Raw genomic sequence first — 21,491 nt, forward strand, 5'->3', positions numbered from 1 at the left:
CCGTGCGCAGGCTGCATCGCTGGCTGCTCGTCCCCGGCGACGCCAAGGGCTGGGGACGTCAGATCACCGGCGCGGCCGCACTCGGCCTGATCCTCATGCTGGTCTCGGGCCTGGTGCTGCGCTGGCCGCGTCGCGCCAGCAGCGTGAAGATGTGGCTGAAACCGAATCTCTCGCTCAGTGGCCGCGGCCTGCACCGGTCGCTGCATGCCGTCATCGGCACCTGGGTCCTGCCGATCTATCTGGTGATGACGCTCACCGGACTCTGGTACTCGTTCGACTGGTACAAGGATGGCGTCGTCTGGCTGCTGTCGCGGCCGCAAGGCCCGGCGGCGAAGATGCAGCCCAAGATGCCCGCAAAGCTGCCACGCGCGGCCGGCCGTTCCGAGCCGGCGCAGCCGATCGGCTTTGATCAGGCATGGACGACGTTCCAGCGCGAGGAGGGCGGCCGTTTCGTCAGGGCTTTGCTGACGCTGCCGGCGAGCCCCGGCACGGTGATCCGGATTCGGTCGTGGGGGAAGGAGACGACGCTCGACACCACGCGCGACGAATTCCGCATCGATGCCATCTCGGGACAATTGGTTTCCGCGGAGCGCTACGCCGATAAGACTCTTGGCGAGAAGATCATCGCGAACGTGCTCGACATCCACCGCGGCGCCATCCTGAGCTGGGCCGGCAAGCTCGCCTTCATGATCGCGGCGGCCCTGATGCCGTTGTTCTCGGTCACCGGCATCCTGCTCTATCTGTCGCGCCGCAGGCTGCGGCGGCCGGCGCTGCCGCCGCTCGGGCGGCTCGTTCCGGGCGAGTGACAGCAGCGCGAAGGCTAGCCAAGCGCGCGACAATCGTTCAAAAGCCCATGGCCTGTTCTCGTCAAGGTCCACGCCATGAAGCTTCCCACCGTCACTCCCGCCGAGATCCGCCGCGCCCTGCTTCTGCGCGAAGAAATCGCGTTGCTCGATCTCAGATACGAGGCGGCGTTCGCGACCGGTCATCCGCTGTTCGCCGCCAACATGGCTGCCGACCGGATCGCGGTCGAAGCCGAGGTCAGGCTGCCGCGCAAGGACGTGGCGATCGTGCTCTATGATGACGGTGAGGGATTGGTCGAAGCCGGCGCCGACCGTCTTGCCGCGCTCGGCTACAGCAACATCAGCGTGCTCGAAGGCGGGCTAAAGGCCTGGCGCGCGGCCGGCTACGAAGTGTTCGAGGACGTCAATTCCTTTTCAAAAGCCTTTGGCGAACTGGTCGAGGCGCGCCGCCACACGCCGTCGTTCAGCGCCGACGAGGTGGCGAAACTCATTGCCGACAAGGCCAACGTCGCCATCCTCGATGTCCGGCGCTTCGACGAATATGCCACCATGAACATTCCGGGCTCGGTCAGCGTGCCCGGCGCGGAGCTGGTGCTGCGGGCCGGGCAGGCTGCGCCCGACCCTGAAACCACCATCATCGTCAACTGCGCCGGCCGCACGCGCTCGATCATCGGCACCCAGTCGCTGATCAATGCCGGCGTGCCCAACAAGGTGCGCGCGCTGCGCAACGGCACCATCGGCTGGACGTTGGCGCGCCACACGCTCGATCACGGCGCCGACAGGCGCGGCGCGATCGGGCCGTTCGAAGACGGCCCGGCCAAGGCCCGCGACGTCGCCTATCGTGCCGGTGCTCGTCATATCGGTGCGAGCGAGGCGGCGGCGCTGGTCGCGCAGACCGATCGCACGCTCTATCGCTTCGACGTGCGCGACGCCGAGGAATATGCCGCAGGCCATCTGCCGGGTTTCCGTCATTATCCCGGCGGCCAGCTGGTCCAGGAGACCGACATGGCCGCGCCGGTGCGTGGGGCGCGTATCCTCCTGACCGACGACAAGGGCGTGCGTGCCGACATGACGGCGTCCTGGCTGGCGCAGATGGGCTGGGAGGTCTATGTGCTCGAAGGCGGCTATGACGGTGCGCTCGAGATCGGCCCGCCGCGCGCGCCGCCCAAGCCCGATCCGGCGCATCGCTACCGCCGGCCCTATGAAGGGACCGACGTCGCTGAGCGGGCGATGCAGGCCTATCTGGACTGGGAGTATGGTCTGGTCGAGCAGCTCCGCCGGGATGGAACGCACGGGTTTTATGTGATTTGACTCTGTTGCCGCGCAACAAATCTTCTTCGTCGTCCTGGACAAGCGAGCGCTTGGCAACGCGTAGCGTTGTCCGATAGCGAGCGCCGATCCAGGACCCATTACCACCGTCCCGTGTTGTCTGGGGATCTCATGGCCCCAGATTGCCGGACACCAGGCGTCTGGGATAATGGGTCCTGGCTTTCGCCAGGACGACTTTGAAGCTGAGAGCGGTGCCTTCCTGCTTACCGGCCGCCGCCATCTTCTCCCCGTATCCAATCCCTATTGTGCCGCGGACCGTCCGCGGTCTAAGAGCTGCGGCAAAGCTGCTACTTACGGAGACACCATGCCAGCCCCAGGCCAAAGCCCCGAGCGGAATGCGAAGGCGCTGCTGCTCGAAGGCGTCAATGACAGCGCTATCGACCTGTTCAGAAGCGCGGGTTTCACCAATGTCGAGCGCCTGACCAAGGCGCTGGACGGAGAGGATTTGCGGCGGGCGGTCAAGGGCGTGTCGCTGCTCGGCATCCGTTCGCGCACCCAGATCACTGATGAGGTGCTTGGGGCCGCCGACCAGCTACTCGCGGTCGGCTGCTTCAGCGTCGGAACCAACCAGGTCAATCTCACCGCGGCGCGCAAGCGCGGCATTCCCGTCTTCAACGCGCCGTTCTCCAACACGCGCAGCGTCGCCGAGCTCGTGATCGGCGAGATCGTGATGCTGCTGCGGCGGATTTTCCCGCGCTCGGTGTCGGCGCATGGGGGCGGCTGGGACAAGTCGGCGACCGGCAGCCGCGAGGTGCGCGGCCGCACGCTCGGTATCGTCGGCTACGGCAATATCGGCTCGCAGCTCTCGACGCTCGCCGAAGCCATGGGCATGCGTGTGATCTATTTCGATCGCACCGACAAGCTGCGTCACGGCAACACCGAGCCGGTCGAGAAACTGGAAGAGCTGCTGGCGCAGAGCGACATCGTCAGCCTGCACGTGCCGGAGACGCCGGAGACATCAGGCATGATCGGCGAGCAGGAGCTGCGGGCGATGAAGTCAGGCTCGTTCCTGATCAACAACAGCCGCGGCACCGTGGTCGATCTCGATGCGCTCGCGCGCGCCTTGCGCGATGGTCATCTCGCCGGCGCGGCCGTCGACGTGTTTCCGGTCGAGCCCTCCTCGAACGCGGATCGGTTCAAGAGTCCGGTGCAGGGCCTCGAGAACGTCATCCTCACGCCGCATATCGGCGGTTCGACCGAGGAAGCGCAGGAGCGCATCGGCGGTGAGGTCGCGCGCAAACTGGTCGACTATTTCATCACGGGATCGACCATGGGCGCGGTGAACTTCCCGGAGGTGCAGCTGCACTTGCGCCCCTCCGGCGCGCGCTTCAGCCACGTCCATCGCAACGTGCCGGGCATGCTGCGGCGCCTGAACGAGGTCTTCCTCGAGCGCGACATCAACATCGCCGCACAATATCTGGAGACCGCCGGCGACCTCGGCTATGTCGTGCTCGACGCCGACCTCGGCGGTCAGGATTCAGCCGCGCTGCTCCAGCAGATCCGCGCTCTCGACGGCACGGTCGGCGCGCGGCTGGTGTTCGAGCACTAACGCGCTTGGTTGACGGCCGGCCGGAGGTCGCTTTGAATGCGAGCTCCTGACGGATCGAACGAGAACAGACAACGGGGGAAACCATGGCGCAAATGCGTGCGAAGCTCTGTGCCTTGCTCGTAGCGACGGCGGCTGCGTTAACTGCGGGCAGTGCGTCGGCGGCGACGCTGGCGGAAGATGCAGATGCCGTCTGCAAGGCGCTCGTCGGCGGCACTGACGCCGTGAAGATTGATTCCGCGGCGTTGCAGGCGCCGTCGCAGCTTGCTGTCGCCGAGCGCGGGCCGACGCCGTCGGGACGCATCACGCCGGCCAATCCGCGCTTCTGCAAGGTGCTCGGACACATCGATCCCAACGATCCCAAGGCGCCGCCGATCAAATTCCAGGTCAACCTTCCCGTCGAATGGAACGGCCGCTCGCTGCAATATGGCGGCGGCGGTTTCAATGGCGTGCTGATCACGGGACTTGCGCTGCCGCCTGCCTATCCGTTCGACAAGTCGTCGCCGCTGGCGCGCGGCTTCGTCACCTATGGCACCGATTCCGGCCACGAGACCAAGCAGGGCGAGCCGCCGCAGCTGTTCGCGCTCAACGATGAGGCGTTCGAGAATTTCGCTCATCGCGCCTACAAGAAGGTGCGCGATGCCGCCGTCGCGCTGATGCAGCGCGCTTACGGCAGGAAGCCGGACAAGATGTATTTCATGGGCTCGTCCGAGGGTGGCCGCGAAGGCCTCACCATGGCCCAGCGCTACCCCGACGATTTCGACGGCATCTTCGCCCGTGTGCCCGTCATCAACTGGGTCGGCTTGCAGCATGCCGGCACCCGCTCGGGTCTCGCGACCATGGGCGAGGGCTGGATCAATCCGGCGCGGGTCAAGCTCGTCGGCGACGCCGTGCGCGCGGCCTGCGACAAGGCCGATGGCTCCGACGATGCGCTGGTGCAGGATCCTGTCGCCTGCAAGGCGGCGTTCAAGGTCGAGACGCTGCGCTGCGCGGCGGGGCAGAGCGGCGATCAGTGCCTCACCGAGGCGCAGATCAAGGCCGTGAACACGCTGCATGGCACCTACAAATTCCCGTTCGCGCTCGCCAATGGTCTCGACGACTATCCGGGTTGGGGCATCTCCGGCGAGGACACGCCGGCAATCGGCCCGACCGGCGGCTGGGTGGCCTGGTGGCTCGGCACCGCGCCGCCCGCGCAGCCGCCTGCGCCCAACAACGGCATCGCCTGGATCTATGGCGCCGGCGGCATTCAATATGTGTTTGCGCGCGATCCCAAGCTCGACGTCACCACCTACAAGCTGGAGGAGCACAAGGCCCGGCTGCTCGAAGTCTCAAAGCTGATGGACTCGACCGATCCCGATCTCAGCCGCTTCCGCGCCCGCGGCGGCCGGCTGATCATGCTCGAACACATGGCCGACTACGCGCAGAGCCCCTATGCCGGCATCCGCTATTTCGAGAGCGTCGAGCGCAAGCTCGGCAAGGCCGAGACCGCGGAGTTCGCGCGGCTCTACACCGCGCCCGGCGTCGACCATGTCGGCTCCGGCGCGCCGGCCAATGTCGACATGCTAAGTGCGCTGGTCGACTGGGTCGAGAACGGCAAGGCGCCCGGCGATCTCGAAGTCACCGAGCAGAAGGTCGAGGCGCCGTCGTTTGCAGTGACCCGCGCGCTGCCGCTGTGTCGCTGGCCGGCCTGGCCGCACTACAAGAGCGGCCCGGTGACGGAGGCGTCGAGCTTTACCTGTGCTCCCTAAAGGGACGAGGCCGGCTGGCCTTCGCGACTAACTTCATCCCGCTGCCATCTCCTGCGCGCCGCCGAGCAGGCGCGCATTGAGCCGGCCGCCGGAGAACAGCATGTCGTCGAGCGCTTCGTCGATATCGGCGGAGATCACGGAGTTGCCGCCATCGCGCGCGAGGCTGGCCTGCGCCAGCCGTCGCATCAGTTCCTTGATGAAAGCGCAACTCGTGCCCTCGCTGCGTCGGGCGGCCTCTGCGACGATCGCGTCATCGAGCGGCAGTCCTTTTCCATAGAGCCGGACCAGCTTGCCGCGGCCGGTCTCATCGGGGAGCGGCACTTCGATCGCCTGGTCGATGCGGCCTGGCCGACCGGCAAGGGCTCCTTCGAGATCCTCAGGCGGGTTGGTGGTCAGGACGAACAGGATGTCTGCGTCCTCCTTCAGCCCGTCCATCTCGTTGAGCAATTTGTTCAACATGGACTCCTCACACGGCCCCATGTCATCGCGGTCGCGGGCGATGAGATCGACGTCCTCGATCACCACCATCGACGGCTGGAGCAACCGTGCCAGGCTCATATAAGCGCCGAGAAGCCCGATTTGCTCGGCGGTGATGATCAGCGTCGTATGCCCCGGCAAATGTGTTGCGAGATATCGGATCGTGTGGGTCTTGCCTGTGCCCGGTGGCCCGTACAACAAGATGCCCTTGCGCGTCGATTGACCGAGCCGGCGCAACTGTTCTCGGGTGTTGACGAAAGTCAGAACGTTGCGATCGAGCAGTCGCAGTGTCTGCTCCGGTAGGATCACCTCGTTCCGCGACACCGGCGGCAGCCGATGCACGGTGATACCGCGCGAACGGCCGCGATAGTCGGAATCGGCGTCGAGCGACAGGATCTTGCCGCGATAGCTGCGCGCAGCTTGCACGGCCTGCTCGAGCTCACCAAAACACCGCTGGACGAGGGCCGCGCCCGCCGTGCCTGACGGCACGAGGATCTCAATCCGAATTCCCGGTTCGCGGCTGTATTCACGGTGAGCACAGAGCAATACCGCGTAACGAAGACCATCCTGCTCGCACAGCCATAGCCCGTTATCGAGACATTTTACCGGGCTCTTCTCGCCGACATCCACGTCGGAATATTGCAGCGGTGCAATCGCGAGCGCATAGCGGCCTTCCCGGAGGAGCCGCGAAATCGACAGCGTTTCGTAGCGCTGTTCCTCGTTCAGCCCGAATAGCCGGATTGCGTCGCTGAACAGTCCGTCGATAGCGGCCTGGACGTCCACCCGCATATGGCCGGGAAACTGGCGGATGGTTGTCACGAGCTTGCCGCGCGAGACGTTGGCAAAATGCCAGTTCAGCACGTCGCAGGCGTATTCGAACTCTTCTTCTGGCTCTTCTGGCGTGCTCATGGTGTCTGCTGCACGAATGCAGTCGCTGCACAGCCAGACCGTACGGCTCCCGATCCGAACATCCGTCTGTCCCTCAGGCTTGCCGCAGAGCTCGCAGGGGGTCTTGATCTCTTCTAGCGTGATCTTCAGGGGATGCTGGCCGAGCCAGATAAGTTGCTGGGCCGACTTGAAAAGCGCCTCTGCGACGGATTGCGGGTAGGGACCGCAGGCGGCTTTCTCCTCGCGCTCGATCCGCGTCATCAGCGCGGCTGCTTCGCGGTCCGACTTGCCAAAAACCTGGCGGAGCAGCCCGATGACGAACTCGTCCGGCGTGTCGTCATCGTTGTAAATCACGAGCTGAGCCGGCTTACGCTCGCCGCGCACATCGTCCGTCATGAAATGACTCCGCTACAACCAAAACTAGAACAGAACAAATAAGGAACATAAAAAGAGCCGGCGGTCAAGCGTGTGGCGCTTAGCAAGCTCTTTTGACAATCCCACCAATCCCGAATATATATTTCGCATGCGAACTAAAGTGCCCCACCATCGGCTGATCTATCTGCTGAGCGTCGCGCATCGTCGCTTGCAGCGCTGGATGGCGGCTCGACCCGAGAGCGAGGTGACGCCGGCGCAGGCCGGCCTGCTGTTCATTCTCGGCAGACAGGACGGCGTGTTGATGGGCGAGGCGGGCGCGGCGCTCGATCTTGGCCCGGCCGGCATTTCCGGCCTCGTCGACCGCACCGCGGCAGCCAAACTGATCGAGCGGCGGGTCGACCGTGAGGACGGGCGCGCCTGGCGGATCTGGCTGACGCCGAAGGGGCGCACCGCGCTGGCGCAGGCGAAAGCAGGCGCGGCGGAGGTCAATGCCGCGCTGACGGAAGGATTTACGGCCGCGGAGATCGATATCGTCGCGCGCTGGCTGACGAGCATTCAGGACAAGTTTCCAAGAAGTTCAGACGAATAGTAGGAGCAGGCGAATGACCGAGCACGTCCGGATCGAGAACAATGGCGGAATTCTCACGTTGACATTGGCGCGCCCCGACAAGAAGAATGCGCTCACGGACGCGATGTACGGCAAGCTCGCCGACAGCATCGAATCCGCCGAGTTCGATCCGTCGGCCCGCGTGATCCTGATCCGCGGCGAGGGTGACATGTTCACCGCCGGCAACGACGTCGGCGAATTCGCGGCGGTCGCTGCGGGCAAGTCGGAAGGCAGCCGCAACGTCGTGCGCTTCATCCAGTCGCTGGCGCGCTGCACCCGGCCGCTGGTTGCGGCCGTGCAGGGCCGCGCCGTCGGTGTCGGCACCACGATGCTGTTGCATTGCGATCTCGTCGTGCTCGCCGACAATGCGCAATTGTCGACGCCCTTCGTCAGCCTGGCGCTGGTGCCGGAGGCGGCGTCCAGCCTGCTGATGCCGGCGCGCATCGGCTACGCCCGGGCCTACGAGATGTTTGCGCTCGGCGAAACCGTTCCGGCGCAGGCCGCGCTGGAATGGGGCCTCGCCAACCGGGTGGTGCCCCTCGAGCGGCTCGATGCCGAGGCCCTCGCATTCGCCCAGCGTCTGGCTCGTCAGCCGGCCGGCGCGCTCATCGCCACCAAGCGGCTGATGCGCAATGGCGAGGCGCTGGTCGCGCAGATGAACGCGGAGGGCGAGCAGTTCGCGCAGCGCCTGCGCACCGCCGAAGCGCGCGAGGCATTCACCGCCTTTGCGGAGCGCCGTCCGCCGGACTTCACCAAGGTTGGGTGAAGGAACGCGGCCTACCGGCAGGCGCAACCGCGGGTATTTGATTAAAGCCTTAACCAAACCTTGGCATGTCGCGATGCAAGGTGGCCTATTCGTGACGAGTAGGCCCCCGACCAATGGCAATGTTTAAGAAATCGGTAAGCACGCTTCTCCTGGTGTTGATGGCGCTGCTGGCGGTCGGTGCTCTGACCAGCACGGCCATCCAGATGTTCGGGGCCTTCGGCCGCTACAGCGACAGTCTGGAGACTGAACGGCTCGCGAACGCCGACAAGGCGATCTTCCATGGCGTGCTGTCCTTGCGCAACAATCGCGGCGATGCCCAGAGCGCGCTGCTTGGCGAGGACGATCCGCGCGCCAAGCTGGGCGCCGCCGAGAAGGCCGAGCAGGCTGGGTTTGACGCCATCATGGCCGCGCTCTCCACCGTCGAATTCGCCCGCCGGGACGAGCTTGCGAGCACGCTGAAGCAGCGTTGGAGCGAGGCCGCGCCGAAATTCCAGCTGTTCTACGACGAGGCCAAGCTGCCGCGCGGCGAGCGCAAGGTGGAGCGCACCGCCGCCTGGTACGATGCCGTCACCAAGGTGATCGAGACCGCCAATCTCGCGTCCACCGCGGTGTCGAACCGCGCCTGGATGAACGATCCTTTCATCGCCCGCATGATCCAGGCCCGCCGCCTCGCCTGGCAGGTGCGCGACCGCTACGGCATCCAGTGCTCGACCCTGCGCCCGAACGTCAACAGCTCCAAGCCGCTGGACGAGACCCAGAAGCAGACCGTGGCCGGCTGGAACGGCATCGTCACAGCCGGCTGGACCGGCATGGACGAGCTGCTGGCTGCGCCCGACGTGACCGCGGACCTCGCCAATGCGGCCAAGGAGGCGCGCGCCAAGACCAACGGTGTCCTCAAGCAGATCGGCGAGCTGACCAAAGGCTTCGACGGCAGCGGCCGTCCCGCGATGCCCGCCGCGGAATGGAACGCGCTGTGCCAGTCGCCCTTCGCGTCCATCGTCGCCATCGCCAACAAGGCCCTCGACCAGTCGATCGCACGCGCGGAGACGGTTCAGCAGAAAGCCCTCACCAATCTGATCGTGCAGTCGCTCGCGTTCCTGCTGGCGCTGGCCGTGACCCTGGCCGGCGTGTTCGTGGTGCGCAATCGCCTCATGCGTCCGGTGCGCGCCATTCTCGATGCCATCGCCCGCATCAGCGCGCGTGACTATGCGACTCCGGTGCCGCAATCCCGGCATCCCGACGAGTTCGGCACCATGGCCGCCGCGCTCGAAAGCCTGCGCGAAAGCGCGGCGACCGCCGAACGCCTGGGCCAGGAGCGCGAATCGCAGCAGGCGCTCCAGCTCGTCCGCTCTGGCACCGTCGATGCGGCGTGCCACAGCTTCGACGATACGGTGCAGGCAGTCATCCAGAGCGTCGTAGCGTCGACGAGGGAGCTCGATGCCACTGCGACTGACGTGCGCTCGCTGGTTTCGGAATCGGGCAGCCAGACCGCGGCGGTCTCCTCCGCGGCCGAGCAGGCCACCAACAATCTCGAGACCATCGCGGCCGCGACCGAAGAACTCTCCGCATCCGTCGGTGAGATCTCCGCACAGGTGCAGTCCAGCGCCCGCGAGGCCCGCGAGGCCGTGGCGCAGGCCGAGCAGACCAATGCGACGGTGGAGATCCTCGACCAGACCGCAAGCCGCATCGGCGAGGTCGTGAAGATGATCAACGCCATCGCCGGCCAGACCAACCTCTTGGCCTTGAACGCCACCATCGAAGCCGCGCGCGCGGGCGAGGCCGGCCGCGGCTTTGCCGTGGTCGCCGGCGAGGTCAAGAGCCTCGCGGCGCAGACTGCAACTGCGACCGAAGAGATCTCGCGCCAGGTCGAAGAAATCCAGGGCGCCACCGGGCAGGCCGTGGCAGCCATCCGCTCGATCGGCGGCGCCATCAGCGGCATCGACGAGAAGATGACGGCGATCGCCGCCGCCGTCGAGCAGCAGCGCGCGGCGACCACCGAGATTTCGCGCAACTTCCAGCAGGCCGCGCAAGGCACCCGCGAGGTCACCGATACCATCGGCAGCGTCGCCAGGCTGAACCAGGAGACCGGCAACGCCGGCACGGTGTTGTCGGATTCCGTCAAGAAGATGTCGGCCGACGCCGATCGTCTCCGCGTCGCGGTCGAGGGCTTTTTGGGCGCCGTGAAGACCGCGTAGTCGCCTCGTAGTCGCCCTCAGTTCTTCCATCCAACGTCGCAGGCATTGCCGCCGGTCCGCGCGGCGGCTACATCTGTGCCGCCTCGCTCCGCGAGCGCTTTAGACAGACGTAAGAGACATCAGGGATGGAGAGTTCGATGCCGGTCACGCCACAACACAAGGTCCAGCGCCCCTATCGCGGCGTGTTCCCGGTCGCGCCCACCATCTTCGACGAGCGCGGCGAGCTCGACCTCGAGGGCCAGCGCCGCTGCATCGATTTCATGATCGATGCCGGCTCCAACGGCCTCTGCATCCTCGCCAATTTCTCCGAGCAGTTCGTGCTCACCGATGCCGAGCGCGAAACGGTGATGCATACGGTGCTGGAACATGTGGCGGGCCGGGTTCCCGTGATCGTCACCACCACGCATTTCAGCTCGGCCGTCTGCGCCGCGCGCAGCCGGCAGGCCGAGGCGGCCGGCGCTGCCATGGTGATGGTGATGCCGCCCTATCACGGCGCGACCTTCCGCGTGCCCGAGAAAGGCATCGTCGAATTCTTCAAGATGCTCTCGGACGCGATCAACATTCCCATCATGATCCAGGATGCGCCGGTGGCCGGCACGCCGCTCTCCGTCGAGCTGCTCGCGCGGCTGGCACGCGAGCTCGCCAACATCCGCTATTTCAAGATCGAGGTGCCCTTCGCCGCCGCCAAGCTGCGCAGCCTGATCGAGGCGGGCGGTAAGGACATCGAGGGTCCCTGGGACGGCGAGGAGGCGATCACGCTACTGGCCGATCTCGATGCCGGCGCCACCGGCGCGATGACCGGCGGCGGCTATCCCGACGGCATCCGCCAGATCATCGATCCCTATTTCGCCGGCAAGCGCGAACAGGCGAAAGCCGCCTATGAGCGCTGGCTGCCGCTGATCAATTACGAGAACCGCCAATGCGGCCTGATCGCCTGCAAGGTGATGATGCAGGCGGGCGGCGTGATCAAGTCGGACACGGTACGCCATCCGCTCCAGCCGCTGCATCCGGCGACGCGCGCGGGGCTGCTGGAGCTGGCCAAGGAGCGCGATGCGCTGGCGCTGCGGTGGGGGAACTAAGGGCCCCACCGTCATTGCGAGGAGCGAAGCGACGAAGCAATCCAGACTGTTTCCGCAGAGGCAGACTGGATTGCTTCGCTCCGCTCGCAATGACGGGGTCTGCCCATTTCGGCTGTAGGGCGTCGAATTAGCGCGATTCCGCCCGTTTCCCGCAGCCCGGCGATGACATATTATACGCTTGCCAACCAGGCCCTGCGGAGCAATCCCGAGACATCGCGTAACACCTCTTCATTATGCCGTTATCCCGAGCCAGGTTGGCGCGAACCGACAGAACAGGGAGGCAGTGCCATGACGATGAGGCCGGATCCCACCTTTCACGCATCGCCCAAGCTTGCGATGGAAGCACCAGCGGAGAACTTTGCCTACACGTTGCTGCTCAGTCCAGATTTCTCAAAACCTGATGCTCTCGCGGTCATCGACGTCAAGCCGGGATCGCCGACCTACAGCCAAATCGTCCACACCGTGACGATGCCCAACAAGGGCGATGAGTTTCATCACTTCGGCTGGAATGCCTGCTCCTCCGCCTTGTCGCCGCTCGCCGGACATGCCTTCATCGAGCGGCGCTATCTCATCATCCCCGGACTGCGCTCGTCGCGGATCTACGTCATCGACACCAAGCCGGATCCGACCAAAGCCAAGATCCACAAGATCATCGAGCCCGAGGAAGTCTTCAAGAAGACCGGCTACTCGCGGCCGCATACCATCCATTGCGGGCCGGACGGCATCTATGTGAGCACGCTGGGCGGCAGCGGCAAAGACGGCACCAACGGTCCTCCAGGCGTTTTCATCATGGATTGCGAGACGTTCGAGGTCCTGGGACGATGGGAGATCGACCGCGGTCCGCAGACGCTGCACTATGATTTCTGGTGGAACCTGCCGCGCGACTACATGGTGACGAGTGAATGGGCGTTGCCGCCGCAGTTCGAGAACGGGATCGTCCCGGAAGATCTGCTTGCGAATAAATATGGCCATCGTCTCCACTTCTGGGATCTTCGCGCCCGTCGCAACGTCCAGACCATCGACCTCGGCGCCAATCATCAGATGGCGCTGGAAGTACGGCCGGCGCATGATCCGGTTCGCGAGTACGGCTTCGTAGGCGTCGTGGTCGACACCACGAATCTCGAAGCATCGATCTGGACCTGGTGGCGAGACGGCGGGACATTCCACGTGGAGAAGACGGCGACGATCCCGCCCGAGCCCGCGCCAAAGGAGAAGCTCCCGCCGCTGCTGCAGGGCTTTGGCGCTGTGCCGCCTCTGGTAACCGATATCGACCTGTCGATGGATGATCGCTTTCTCTATGTCTCGTGCTGGGGCACGGGTGAAATGCGCCAGTACGATGTGAGTGATCCGCGCAAGCCAAAGCATGCAGGCTCGGTCCACATCGGCGGCATCGCGCGCCGCACCCCCCATCCGAATGGCAAGGCATTTGCGGCCGGCCCGCAGATGGTCGAGATCAGCCGCGACGGCAGGCGCGTGTACTGGACCAACTCGCTCTATTCCACCTGGGATGACCAGTTCTATCCCGACGGAGTTCCGGGCGTAGAAGTCATGGCCAATGTCGGTCGCGACGGCGGCCTCGAGCTCGACAAGGATTATTACGTGAGCTTCCCCGACGGATATCGTGCGCACCAGATCAGGCTGGAGGGCGGCGATTGTTCGACGGACTCCTTTTGCTACCCGTCGGCCTAGATTGGGGACACGCGAGCCCGGCGCTTGGCTGGCTCTGGCTCGCGCTTGTTGCGAGCGGTCTCTATCACGGGATCAACCCAGGGATGGGATGGCCGCTCGCCGTTTCGGCCGGGCTCATGGACAAGAGCCCGCGCGCACTCTTCCGTGCATTGTGGGCTCTGGCGGCCGGACATCTTCTGGCAACGCTTGTCGTTCTGCTGCCATTCGCGCTGCTGCTCGTGCTGGCCGAGTGGCAGCGTTCGATCCAGCTCAGCGCGAGCCTTCTCGTCATCGGCTTTGGCGTCTATCGGCTGATCGAGCGGCGTCATCCGCGCGCGCTGGCACGAATTCCGCCAACGCAATTGGCGCTCTGGTCATTTGCCGTTGCCATTGCTCACGGCGCCGCCTTGATGCTCGTACCGATCTATCTCGGTCTCTGCCAGGCCTTCGAACTCGATGCCGGCCATGAGGCCGCCGGCGCGCTGATCAAGGCAAGTCTCGGGATGGCGGTGCTGGTGTCTCTGGTGCACGTTGCCGCCATGATCGGCGCGGGCGGATGTCTGGCGTGGCTGGTCTACCGCTATCTGGGATTGAGGTTTGTCTCGCGAAGCTGGTTCAATCTGGATCTGATCTGGGCGACCAGCCTCATCGTGGTTGGCGTCGTGGCGCTCACCTTCAATCTCTCAAGCTGGCGGTGAAGTTTACCGCGTCAAAGCCCACTCGCTGACAATGCGGAAGCGCGTCTTGGGATCATCCTGCTTGAACAGCGAGATCCGATCGATCGTCAGCGCATCGAGCTTCAACGTCGCAAACCTCCCCCGCAGCATCTCCAGAATCGGCCCGCGCCTTTCCGCATCCAGCCGGCCGGTCAGCGTCATGTGGAAGCGGAATTCTTCCATGACGTAAGGATAGCCCCAGCGGTCGAGATAGTCGCGCTGCCGCTCGCTGAGCTTCTCGGGCCTGCGACGCGCGCGGTCTTCCGCCGTCAGCTCGGTTCGAAAGGAATCGAAATCGCTGACGCAATCGGCGGCGAGCTGCTGGACCGCATCGACCGGCTCGGCCGGAATCACGGCAATGAAGCCGCTGATGGAATCGACGACCGGTCGTATCGCCGGGATCGGTCGCTCCTTACCAGCGAATGCCGCGCAGGCCGCCGCGAGCTCGGCCTCGGTCCTGCCGGCCGCCAGCGTCATCGGCGCCTTCAGCGTGCCGTGAAAGCCATATTTGCGGGGATCGGCGGTGACGTCGCGCCAGTCGGGCGCGACGTGCAGTGCCTCGCGCGGAAACGGCACCTCGTCGCCGGTGTAGGCATCATAGCCGAGCAGCTCGGCGCCGAAGCGGGAGACGGCGCTGTTGGCGCCGGCGGCAAAATAGATCGCGTAGCGGGGAAAACCTGTCATCGCCTCAGCATAGCCAATTCATGCCGCGACGACAGCCTCGCGTGGCGTCGCCGCTGCGGCGAGCAGCCGCGTTGCATCGGTGAGATGCACGAGCTTGCCGCCTGATATCACGGCGATCAGCCGCGGCCGCAGCTTCACGCTGTCGTCAACCAAAAGAATGTCGGCGCGGCGTCCATGCGCGAGGATGCCGCGATCGGTAAGGCCGGTTGCACGCGCTGGCCCGGCAGAGATCAGGTCCCAGGCTTCGGTCAGAGGCAGCACGCCGTCGGCAGCGAGCCGGAATGCGGCGAGCAGCTGTGCGGGATAGTAATAGTCCGACGCCAGCACCGAGCAGAGGCCCTTGGCGATCATGTCCGACGCCTTGGTCCAGCCGGTATGGCTGCCGCCGCGCACGACGTTGGGGGCGCCATAGACGATGGCATCGCCGTGGCTTGCTGCCGCCCGCGCCGTCTCCTCGTTGATCGGAAACTCGGCGATCATCGCACCGAGCTCGCGAAACTCCTGGCGCATCGCCGGCGTCGCGTCGTCATGCGAGAGCATCCGCACCCCGGCAGCGCGGGCGGTAGCGGCCAGGCGCGACACGGAGGCTGGCACGTCGGCAGCGCCGGCCACCACGCGTTCGACCAACCGGTCAAATACCTCGCTCGAAAGGCCAGTGCGCTCGACCATGCGATTGCGCTTGCGCGGCTTGGCCATGTCGGCAACGGTGCCGTCCATGTGGTCGTTGAAGGCAAACAGGTCGACGCGGCCCTCGGCGAGCCACTGGCTGATCTCGGCTTCGGCATCGAGATTGTAGGTCTCGTGTCGCAGGTGGAAGCGGGTGTCGGCGGCGAATTGCGGACGCTGCCGCTCGATCGCCTCCATCAGGCCGCGCGCATTGTCGGCGCTGCGCAGGCCCGGCTCCCACGAACAGGTCGTGGCGTGGAATACCGTGGTGATGCCGTTGCTGATCGCCTGACGGTCGCTGTCGGCGAGCGCGACGTCGATCGGAAAATCGACGCCGGCGCGCGGCATCATCTGGCGCTCAAAGGCATCGCCATGCAGATCGACGATACCGGGCAGCACCAGCAGGTTGCGGGCGTCGATCGCGAGCCGCACACGGCCGCGAGAGGCATCGACCTGCGCGATATCAGTTCCGGACACGAGAAGTGAGGTTTCGACGAGCTCGGCACCGATCAGGGCCCGGCCGCCTTCAAGGAAAATGTCTGTCACGCGACCGCGCTTCGTTTGCTGGCAGGAGAACCGGTGAAAGAGCTCGTTCGTGCTTCGTATGTCGCGAGGAAATCTTCAATCCCGAGCTTGCGGAAATCGGGCAGCGCTTCACGCAATTTGTCGTGATCCCAGTCCCACCAGGCGAGCTTCGCGAGCCGTCCGGCGATCTCCTCCGAGAACCGCCGCCGCACGATGCGGGCCGGATTGCCGGCGACGATGGTGTAAGCCGGCACGTCCTTGGTGACGATGGCGCCGGCCGCGATCACCGCGCCGGTGCCGATGTTGCGGCCGGGCAGCACGATCGCGCCATGGCCGATCCAGACGTCGTGGCCGATATGGACGTGGTGCTGGCGCCGCCAGTCGAAGAACTCGGTGTCGTCGCTCTCGCCTTCGAAGTAGGCGCTCGAACGATAGGTGAAGTGCGCCTGGGTTGCGCGGTGCATCGGGTGATTGCCGGGATTGATCCGCGTCATCGCCGCGATCGAGCAGAATTTTCCAATGGTCGTGTAGGTGATCTGGGCGTCGTTGACGACATAGGAGTAATCGCCCATCGTCACTTCGTGCAGAATCGTGCGCGCGCCGACCTCGGTGTAGGCGCCGAGCTTGGCCTCGTGCAGCTTGGCCGAGGGATCGATGGTCGGCTGAATCGAAAGAGCTTTGGCGGCCATGTCGTATCCGAAGCGCGAGGGCGGGGCGTTCCTCTTCGAGCGGCTTGATGACGATGTCATGACGTGGCGATGACAGGGGACGACGTGTGTTGGATCGCCGCACCGCAACGGGGATGTCACACAAGTGTTAAGCACCGGCGTTAGCGGTGGGCTCCAGCTAATCTGGAGCCCTGCATGCTGGTGGTGGAAGGTCTGACGTGTCGCTTCGGCGCAAAAGCCGCGGTGGACGACGCTTCGTTTCAAGTCTCCCCCGGCGGCTTCGTCGGTGTGATCGGACGGTCCGGTGCTGGCAAGTCGACCCTGCTGCGGACCATCAATCGGCTGGTAACGCCGACTGAGGGCCGCATCTCGTTCGATGGCATCGACGTCACCGCGCTGCGCGGCAAGGAGCTGCGGCAGTGGCGGGCGCGTTCGGCGATGATCTTCCAACAGTTCAACCTGGTCGGCCGGCTCGATGTCCTCACCAACGTCCTGATGGGGCGCCTCGCCACGATGCCGGCCTGGCGCTCGCTGTCGCAGCTCTGGCCCGAGCAGGACAAGGCTCTGGCGATGTCCGCGCTGGAGCAGTTCGACATCGCCGCGCTCGCCGCCCAGCGCGCCGACCAGCTCTCCGGCGGCCAGCAGCAGCGCGTCGCGATCGCGCGCGCGCTGGTGCAGCAGCCCGACATCATCCTCGCCGACGAGCCGATCGCCTCGCTCGATCCGCGCAACACCAAGATCGTGATGGATGCGCTGCTGCGCATCAACAAGCATTTCGGCATCACCGTGCTCTGCAATCTGCATTCGCTCGATCTGGCGCGCAGCTATTGCGACCGCCTGATCGGCATGGCCGCGGGCCGTGTGGTGTTCGACGGCGCGCGTCCGCGCTGACCGATCGCGTCGCGCGCGAGCTCTACGATCTCGAAGCCGCCGACGTCATGGGCGGCATGCCTGTCCCGACGCCCGAGGGCGTTCCGGCACTCGGGACGGCAGCGGCGGCCTGAGCCTCGCCTGTTTAGTTCAAGTCTTTGCGTCAACCGACCCCAACCGATGAAGAGGGTATCATGATCACTCGCAGATTGATCCTTGCCGGCGCCGCCGCGCTCGCGTTCACGACTTCCGCCTCCGCGGACGACTGGAAAGCCAAATATCCCGAATTGACCTTCGCGGTCGTGCCGGCGGAGAACGCCTCCGGCGTCACCGAGCGCTGGGCGCCGTTCATGAGCTATCTCTCCAAGGAATTGGGCGTGAAGGTCACGCTGCGCATCGCCAACGACTACGCCGCGGTCATCGAAGGCCAGCGCGCCGGCAACATTCATATTGCGAGCTATGGCTCGGCCTCGTTCGCGCGCGCTCGCCTGACCGGCGTCAAGTCCGATGCCTTCGCCAACGACATCAACGCCGACGGTTCGACCGGCTATTATTCGGTGTTCTTCGTCAAGGCGAGCAGCGCCTACAAGAAGGTCGATGACCTCAAGGGCAAAAATCTCGGCCTCGTCGACCCGAACTCGACCTCCGGCAACAATGTGCCGCGCTTCGAGCTCGACAAGATGGGCATCCACGATGCCGACAGCTATTTCAGCAAGGTCGTCTTCACCGGTAGCCACGAGAACGCGATGCTGGCGCTGGCGCAGGGCACGGTCGACGTTGCCGCCAACCAGTGGACCAGCGATGACGATTCGACGCTGGCGCAGATGCTGACCAAGGGCATGCTGAAGAATGCCGACGGCTCGGCGATGAAAAAGGACGATTTCCGCATCATCCACAAGTCGGCGCCGATCATCAACGGCCCCTACGCCTACAACTCGGATCTCCCGGAAGATGCCAAGGCCGCCATCGCCAAGGCGTTCTTCGACGCGCCGGCCAAGGACAAGGCAGCATTCGACCGTCTCTCCGACGGCCAGAAGAAAGGCTTTCATCCCGCTACCACCAAGGACTGGGATGGCACGATCGAGCTGATCAAGTTCGTCGATGCGCTGCGTAAGAAGAAGGCGTCCTGATCTCAGGACGAGCTACTCGAGCCGGGTCGACGGACCCGGCTCTTTCTCTTTTTACAGGCCATTCTCCCTGACAAGATGACGGTCGCGGTTTCGATCCTCCCCGAGCAGCAGCTTGCCGTGCTCAATGCCGCCTATCGCCAGGCGGTCGCGCGCAGGCGATGGCGACTCCTGTTGGGAGCCGGTATCTTTGCCGCAGCGCTGGTTCTCGCCGCGATCGGCGCCGAAGTGAATTTGCGCACGCTGTTCACCTATTTCGGCAACTTCATCAGCTATTTCGACCGCATCCTCACGCTCGACAGCGGCCAACGGGTCTGGACCGATGTCGGCGAGTGGCTGTGGGGCTGGCGCAAATGGCTGAGGATGCTGGGCGAGACGCTGCTGATCTCCTATGTCGGCACGCTGATCGGCGCGACCTTCGCCTTTGCCCTGAATTTCTTCGCGGCGGAGAACACCTCGCCCGCGCCCTGGCTGCGCTTTGTCGTGCGCCGCCTGCTCGAATTCGCCCGCACCGTTCCCGGCATCGTGTTCGCGCTGGTGTTCGTCATCGCCTTCGGCCTTGGTCCGATGGCCGGCGTGCTCGCGATCGCGATCCACTCCACCGGCGCGCTTGGAAAACTGTTCTCGGAGATCGTCGAGAACGCCGACATGAAGCCGGTCGAGGGCATCCGCTCCACCGGTGCGAGTTGGCTCTCCTGCATGCGCTTCGCCGTGGTGCCGCAGGTGACCGCGGGCTATGCCAGCTACGCGCTGCTGCGTTTCGAGATCAATGTCCGCGAAGCCTCGGTGATGGGTTTTGTCGGCGCCGGCGGCATCGGCCAGGAGCTCGTGGTCGCCATCCGCAAGTTCTATTACTCCGACGTCAGCGCGATCCTGCTCACCATCATCGTCACCGTCTTCATCATCGACATCACCACCGGCTGGCTGCGCGGCCGCCTGTTCGGCAAGGAGGCGCGGACGTGACGAAGCCGCAGCAGGTCGACACGCGAGAGATCCGCGCGCGCTACCCCGATGTGTTCGACCGGCCGGCCGCGGCGCGGCTTGCAACGCCGGCGATGATCGTCGCGGCGTTCGCGATCCTCACTTACGGCCTGGTCGATCTCGACTTCTCGCCGTCGCGGTTCCTCGCCGGTCTCAGCCAGCTCGGCTGGATCAGCCTGATGATGATCCCGCCCGATCCCGGCTCCTCGCTGCCGGTCTATCTGAAAGCGCTGGGCGAGACGCTCTCGATCGCGCTGCTGGGCACGACGCTGGCGGCGCTGTTCGCGCTGCCGGTCAGCCTGCTGGCCGCGCGCAACGTGGTGCCGTCAATCATCCTGCGCTTCCCGGTTCGCCGCTTCCTCGATTCGATCCGCGGTGTCGACACGCTGATCTGGGCGCTGGTGTGGATCAATGTGGTCGGGCTCGGCCCGTTCGCCGGCGTGCTTGCCATCGCCGTGTCTGATTTCGGTGCCTTTGGAAAGCTGTTCTCGGAGGCGATCGAGGGCGCCGACCAGAAGCAGGTCGAAGGCATCCGCGCCTCCGGCGGCAGCGCGCTGCACGAGATCCGCTTCGGCCTGCTGCCGCAGGTCCTGCCTGTCATCGCAGGCCAAGTGCTCTATTTCATCGAATCCAACACCCGCTCGGCCACCATCATCGGCATCGTCGGTGCCGGCGGCATCGGCCTCCAGCTCGCCGAGCAGATCCGCGTGCTGGAATGGCAGAAGGTGTCGTTCCTGATCCTGATGATTTTGGTCGCGGTTGCCGCGATCGATTTCATCTCGGGCAAGCTGCGCTTTGCCATTATCGGGCGAAGGGCTGTCGCTTAATCCCAGCTGCCGTAGGGTGGGCAAAGCGAAGCGTGCCCACCGCTTCTGCTGAGACATGAGGATAGATGGTGGGCACGGCGCGCGAAGGGCGCGCCTTTGCCCACCCTACGAATCCGCAGCTCAACCGTTCTCCACCAGAAACTCCACGCGCTCCGCCGCGAACCGCGAATGCTTGGTCACCAGCGGCTTGCCGTCGAGAGCGTGGTCGGTCGCATCGACCACCAGAATCGGACGTCCCAGCGCAAGATCGAGCCGGGCGGCGTCGGTCGCATCGACGATGCCGGCGGTGATCCGGGTCGCGCCGCGGCGGTAGTCGCGAATGCCGTAGTGCTCCAGCAATTTCGTCATCGAGCGTGTCGCGGCGAACACCGCGCCTGCGCCCGGAAACAATTCCGCCGACAGCCAGGTGGTGGAGACGCAGATCGGCGTGCGGTCAGCGAGGCGGATCGCCTCGATCCGCACCAGCGGCGCGCCGGTCTTCAGGCCCAGCTCGCGCGCCAGCTCCCGGGTCGCGACGTCATCCGAAGCCTCGATCAACTGGCCGCGCGGCTCGCGGCCGCCGGCACCGACGATTTCGGAGAAGCGGGTGCGCGAGCGCAGCGGATAGGCGAGCTTCTGCGCCTCGACATAGGTTCCGCTGCCGCGCTCGGCCCGCACCAGGCCGCGCTCGGCAAGCGCGGCCAGCGCGCGCCGCACGGTGTGGCGGTTCACGCGGTAGGTTTCGGCGATCTCCATCTCGCCCGGCAGCTTGTCGCCGGCGGCAAAGCGGCCGTCGGCGATGCCGCGCTCGATGCCGTCGGCGACGAGGCGCCACAGCGCGACGCCCGACGATGCAGTGTCTTGCATGCTCATATCGCCCGTCAGCCTAGCCCAGAAATCACGCCTTTGTCACGAAACAGTCATGGCGCTCCTCTATGAAGTTGTCTAGTATCATAGACAACTTAGA

General features: G+C 65.2%; 18 protein-coding genes and 1 pseudogene. 14 read left to right on the forward strand and 5 right to left on the reverse strand.

Features of this window, described 5'->3' with window-relative positions:
• From CWO91_RS30245 to CWO91_RS30260, 4 genes are all read left to right on the forward strand, one after another.
• On the forward strand, positions 1-806 hold an 806-nt coding region (locus CWO91_RS30245), incomplete at its 5' end, for a PepSY-associated TM helix domain-containing protein (RefSeq protein ID WP_130218846.1).
• 75 nt (positions 807-881) lie between these two features.
• Complete coding sequence (locus CWO91_RS30250) at positions 882-2,114, forward strand: rhodanese-like domain-containing protein (RefSeq protein ID WP_130218848.1); 1,233 nt, start codon at positions 882-884, stop codon at positions 2,112-2,114.
• Positions 2,115-2,436: 322 nt separating this feature from the next.
• On the forward strand, positions 2,437-3,681 hold the full coding sequence (serA, locus tag CWO91_RS30255; protein WP_130218850.1) for a phosphoglycerate dehydrogenase: 1,245 nt from the start codon (positions 2,437-2,439) through the stop codon (positions 3,679-3,681).
• Between the two features lie 83 nt (positions 3,682-3,764).
• Positions 3,765-5,426 carry a tannase/feruloyl esterase family alpha/beta hydrolase gene (locus tag CWO91_RS30260; RefSeq protein WP_130218852.1) on the forward strand — a complete coding sequence of 554 codons (1,662 nt, stop codon included), beginning with the start codon at positions 3,765-3,767 and terminating at the stop codon, positions 5,424-5,426.
• A 33-nt stretch (positions 5,427-5,459) separates the two neighbouring features.
• On the opposite strand, the gene CWO91_RS30265 is transcribed toward CWO91_RS30260, so the two are convergent.
• Positions 5,460-7,187: an ATP-dependent Clp protease adaptor ClpS gene (locus CWO91_RS30265; protein WP_130218854.1), complete on the reverse strand. Its 1,728-nt coding sequence runs from the start codon at positions 7,185-7,187 to the stop codon at positions 5,460-5,462.
• A 127-nt stretch (positions 7,188-7,314) separates the two neighbouring features.
• Between CWO91_RS30265 and CWO91_RS30270 the strand changes: the two genes are divergently transcribed.
• The 6 genes from CWO91_RS30270 to CWO91_RS30295 all read left to right on the forward strand — a co-directional run bounded on the left by CWO91_RS30270 (position 7,315) and on the right by CWO91_RS30295 (position 14,179).
• The gene (locus CWO91_RS30270) at positions 7,315-7,755 is read left to right on the forward strand and encodes a MarR family winged helix-turn-helix transcriptional regulator (protein WP_130218856.1); all 441 of its coding nucleotides are present in this window, start codon (positions 7,315-7,317) and stop codon (positions 7,753-7,755) included.
• Between the two features lie 13 nt (positions 7,756-7,768).
• A complete protein-coding gene (locus CWO91_RS30275) occupies positions 7,769-8,539 on the forward strand; it encodes an enoyl-CoA hydratase (RefSeq protein ID WP_130218858.1) in 771 nt (256 codons plus the stop codon).
• 113 nt (positions 8,540-8,652) lie between these two features.
• Positions 8,653-10,734: a methyl-accepting chemotaxis protein gene (locus CWO91_RS30280; RefSeq protein WP_130218860.1), complete on the forward strand. Its 2,082-nt coding sequence runs from the start codon at positions 8,653-8,655 to the stop codon at positions 10,732-10,734.
• A gap of 137 nt (positions 10,735-10,871) precedes the next feature.
• Positions 10,872-11,813: a dihydrodipicolinate synthase family protein gene (locus CWO91_RS30285; RefSeq protein WP_130218862.1), complete on the forward strand. Its 942-nt coding sequence runs from the start codon at positions 10,872-10,874 to the stop codon at positions 11,811-11,813.
• Between the two features lie 288 nt (positions 11,814-12,101).
• The gene (locus CWO91_RS30290) at positions 12,102-13,502 is read left to right on the forward strand and encodes a selenium-binding protein SBP56-related protein (RefSeq protein ID WP_130218864.1); all 1,401 of its coding nucleotides are present in this window, start codon (positions 12,102-12,104) and stop codon (positions 13,500-13,502) included.
• A gap of 83 nt (positions 13,503-13,585) precedes the next feature.
• The gene (locus CWO91_RS30295; protein ID WP_130218892.1) at positions 13,586-14,179 is read left to right on the forward strand and encodes a hypothetical protein; all 594 of its coding nucleotides are present in this window, start codon (positions 13,586-13,588) and stop codon (positions 14,177-14,179) included.
• Positions 14,180-14,182: 3 nt separating this feature from the next.
• Here the strand turns inward: CWO91_RS30295 and CWO91_RS30300 are convergent, their stop codons facing one another.
• The 3 genes from CWO91_RS30300 to CWO91_RS30310 are packed head-to-tail and all read right to left on the reverse strand — an operon-like array spanning position 14,183 to position 16,761.
• On the reverse strand, positions 14,183-14,881 hold the full coding sequence (locus CWO91_RS30300; RefSeq protein ID WP_130218866.1) for a DUF1045 domain-containing protein: 699 nt from the start codon (positions 14,879-14,881) through the stop codon (positions 14,183-14,185).
• A gap of 18 nt (positions 14,882-14,899) precedes the next feature.
• A complete protein-coding gene (locus CWO91_RS30305) occupies positions 14,900-16,093 on the reverse strand; it encodes an alpha-D-ribose 1-methylphosphonate 5-triphosphate diphosphatase (RefSeq protein WP_130218868.1) in 1,194 nt (397 codons plus the stop codon).
• On the reverse strand, positions 16,090-16,761 hold the full coding sequence (locus tag CWO91_RS30310; protein WP_130218870.1) for a chloramphenicol acetyltransferase: 672 nt from the start codon (positions 16,759-16,761) through the stop codon (positions 16,090-16,092). The genes CWO91_RS30305 and CWO91_RS30310 overlap by 4 nt, the downstream gene beginning before the upstream one ends.
• Before the next feature lie 174 nt (positions 16,762-16,935).
• On the opposite strand from CWO91_RS30310, the pseudogene phnC reads away from it, so the two are divergent.
• From phnC to phnE (CWO91_RS30330), 4 genes and pseudogenes are all read left to right on the forward strand, one after another.
• A pseudogene (gene phnC / locus CWO91_RS30315) lies at positions 16,936-17,744 on the forward strand (phosphonate ABC transporter ATP-binding protein).
• A gap of 60 nt (positions 17,745-17,804) precedes the next feature.
• Positions 17,805-18,740 carry a phosphonate ABC transporter substrate-binding protein gene (gene phnD, locus CWO91_RS30320; RefSeq protein WP_130218872.1) on the forward strand — a complete coding sequence of 312 codons (936 nt, stop codon included), beginning with the start codon at positions 17,805-17,807 and terminating at the stop codon, positions 18,738-18,740.
• A gap of 75 nt (positions 18,741-18,815) precedes the next feature.
• Positions 18,816-19,700: a phosphonate ABC transporter, permease protein PhnE gene (gene phnE / locus CWO91_RS30325; protein WP_091899078.1), complete on the forward strand. Its 885-nt coding sequence runs from the start codon at positions 18,816-18,818 to the stop codon at positions 19,698-19,700.
• A complete protein-coding gene (gene phnE / locus CWO91_RS30330) occupies positions 19,697-20,545 on the forward strand; it encodes a phosphonate ABC transporter, permease protein PhnE (protein ID WP_130218874.1) in 849 nt (282 codons plus the stop codon). The genes phnE (CWO91_RS30325) and phnE (CWO91_RS30330) overlap by 4 nt, the downstream gene beginning before the upstream one ends.
• Positions 20,546-20,665: 120 nt before the next feature.
• Here phnE (CWO91_RS30330) and phnF read toward each other — a convergent pair whose 3' ends face one another.
• On the reverse strand, positions 20,666-21,397 hold the full coding sequence (gene phnF / locus CWO91_RS30335; RefSeq protein ID WP_130218876.1) for a phosphonate metabolism transcriptional regulator PhnF: 732 nt from the start codon (positions 21,395-21,397) through the stop codon (positions 20,666-20,668).
• Positions 21,398-21,491 lie beyond the last annotated feature (94 nt).

Source organism: Bradyrhizobium genosp. SA-3, assembly GCF_004212635.1.
Taxonomy (GTDB): Bacteria; Pseudomonadota; Alphaproteobacteria; order Rhizobiales; family Xanthobacteraceae; genus Bradyrhizobium.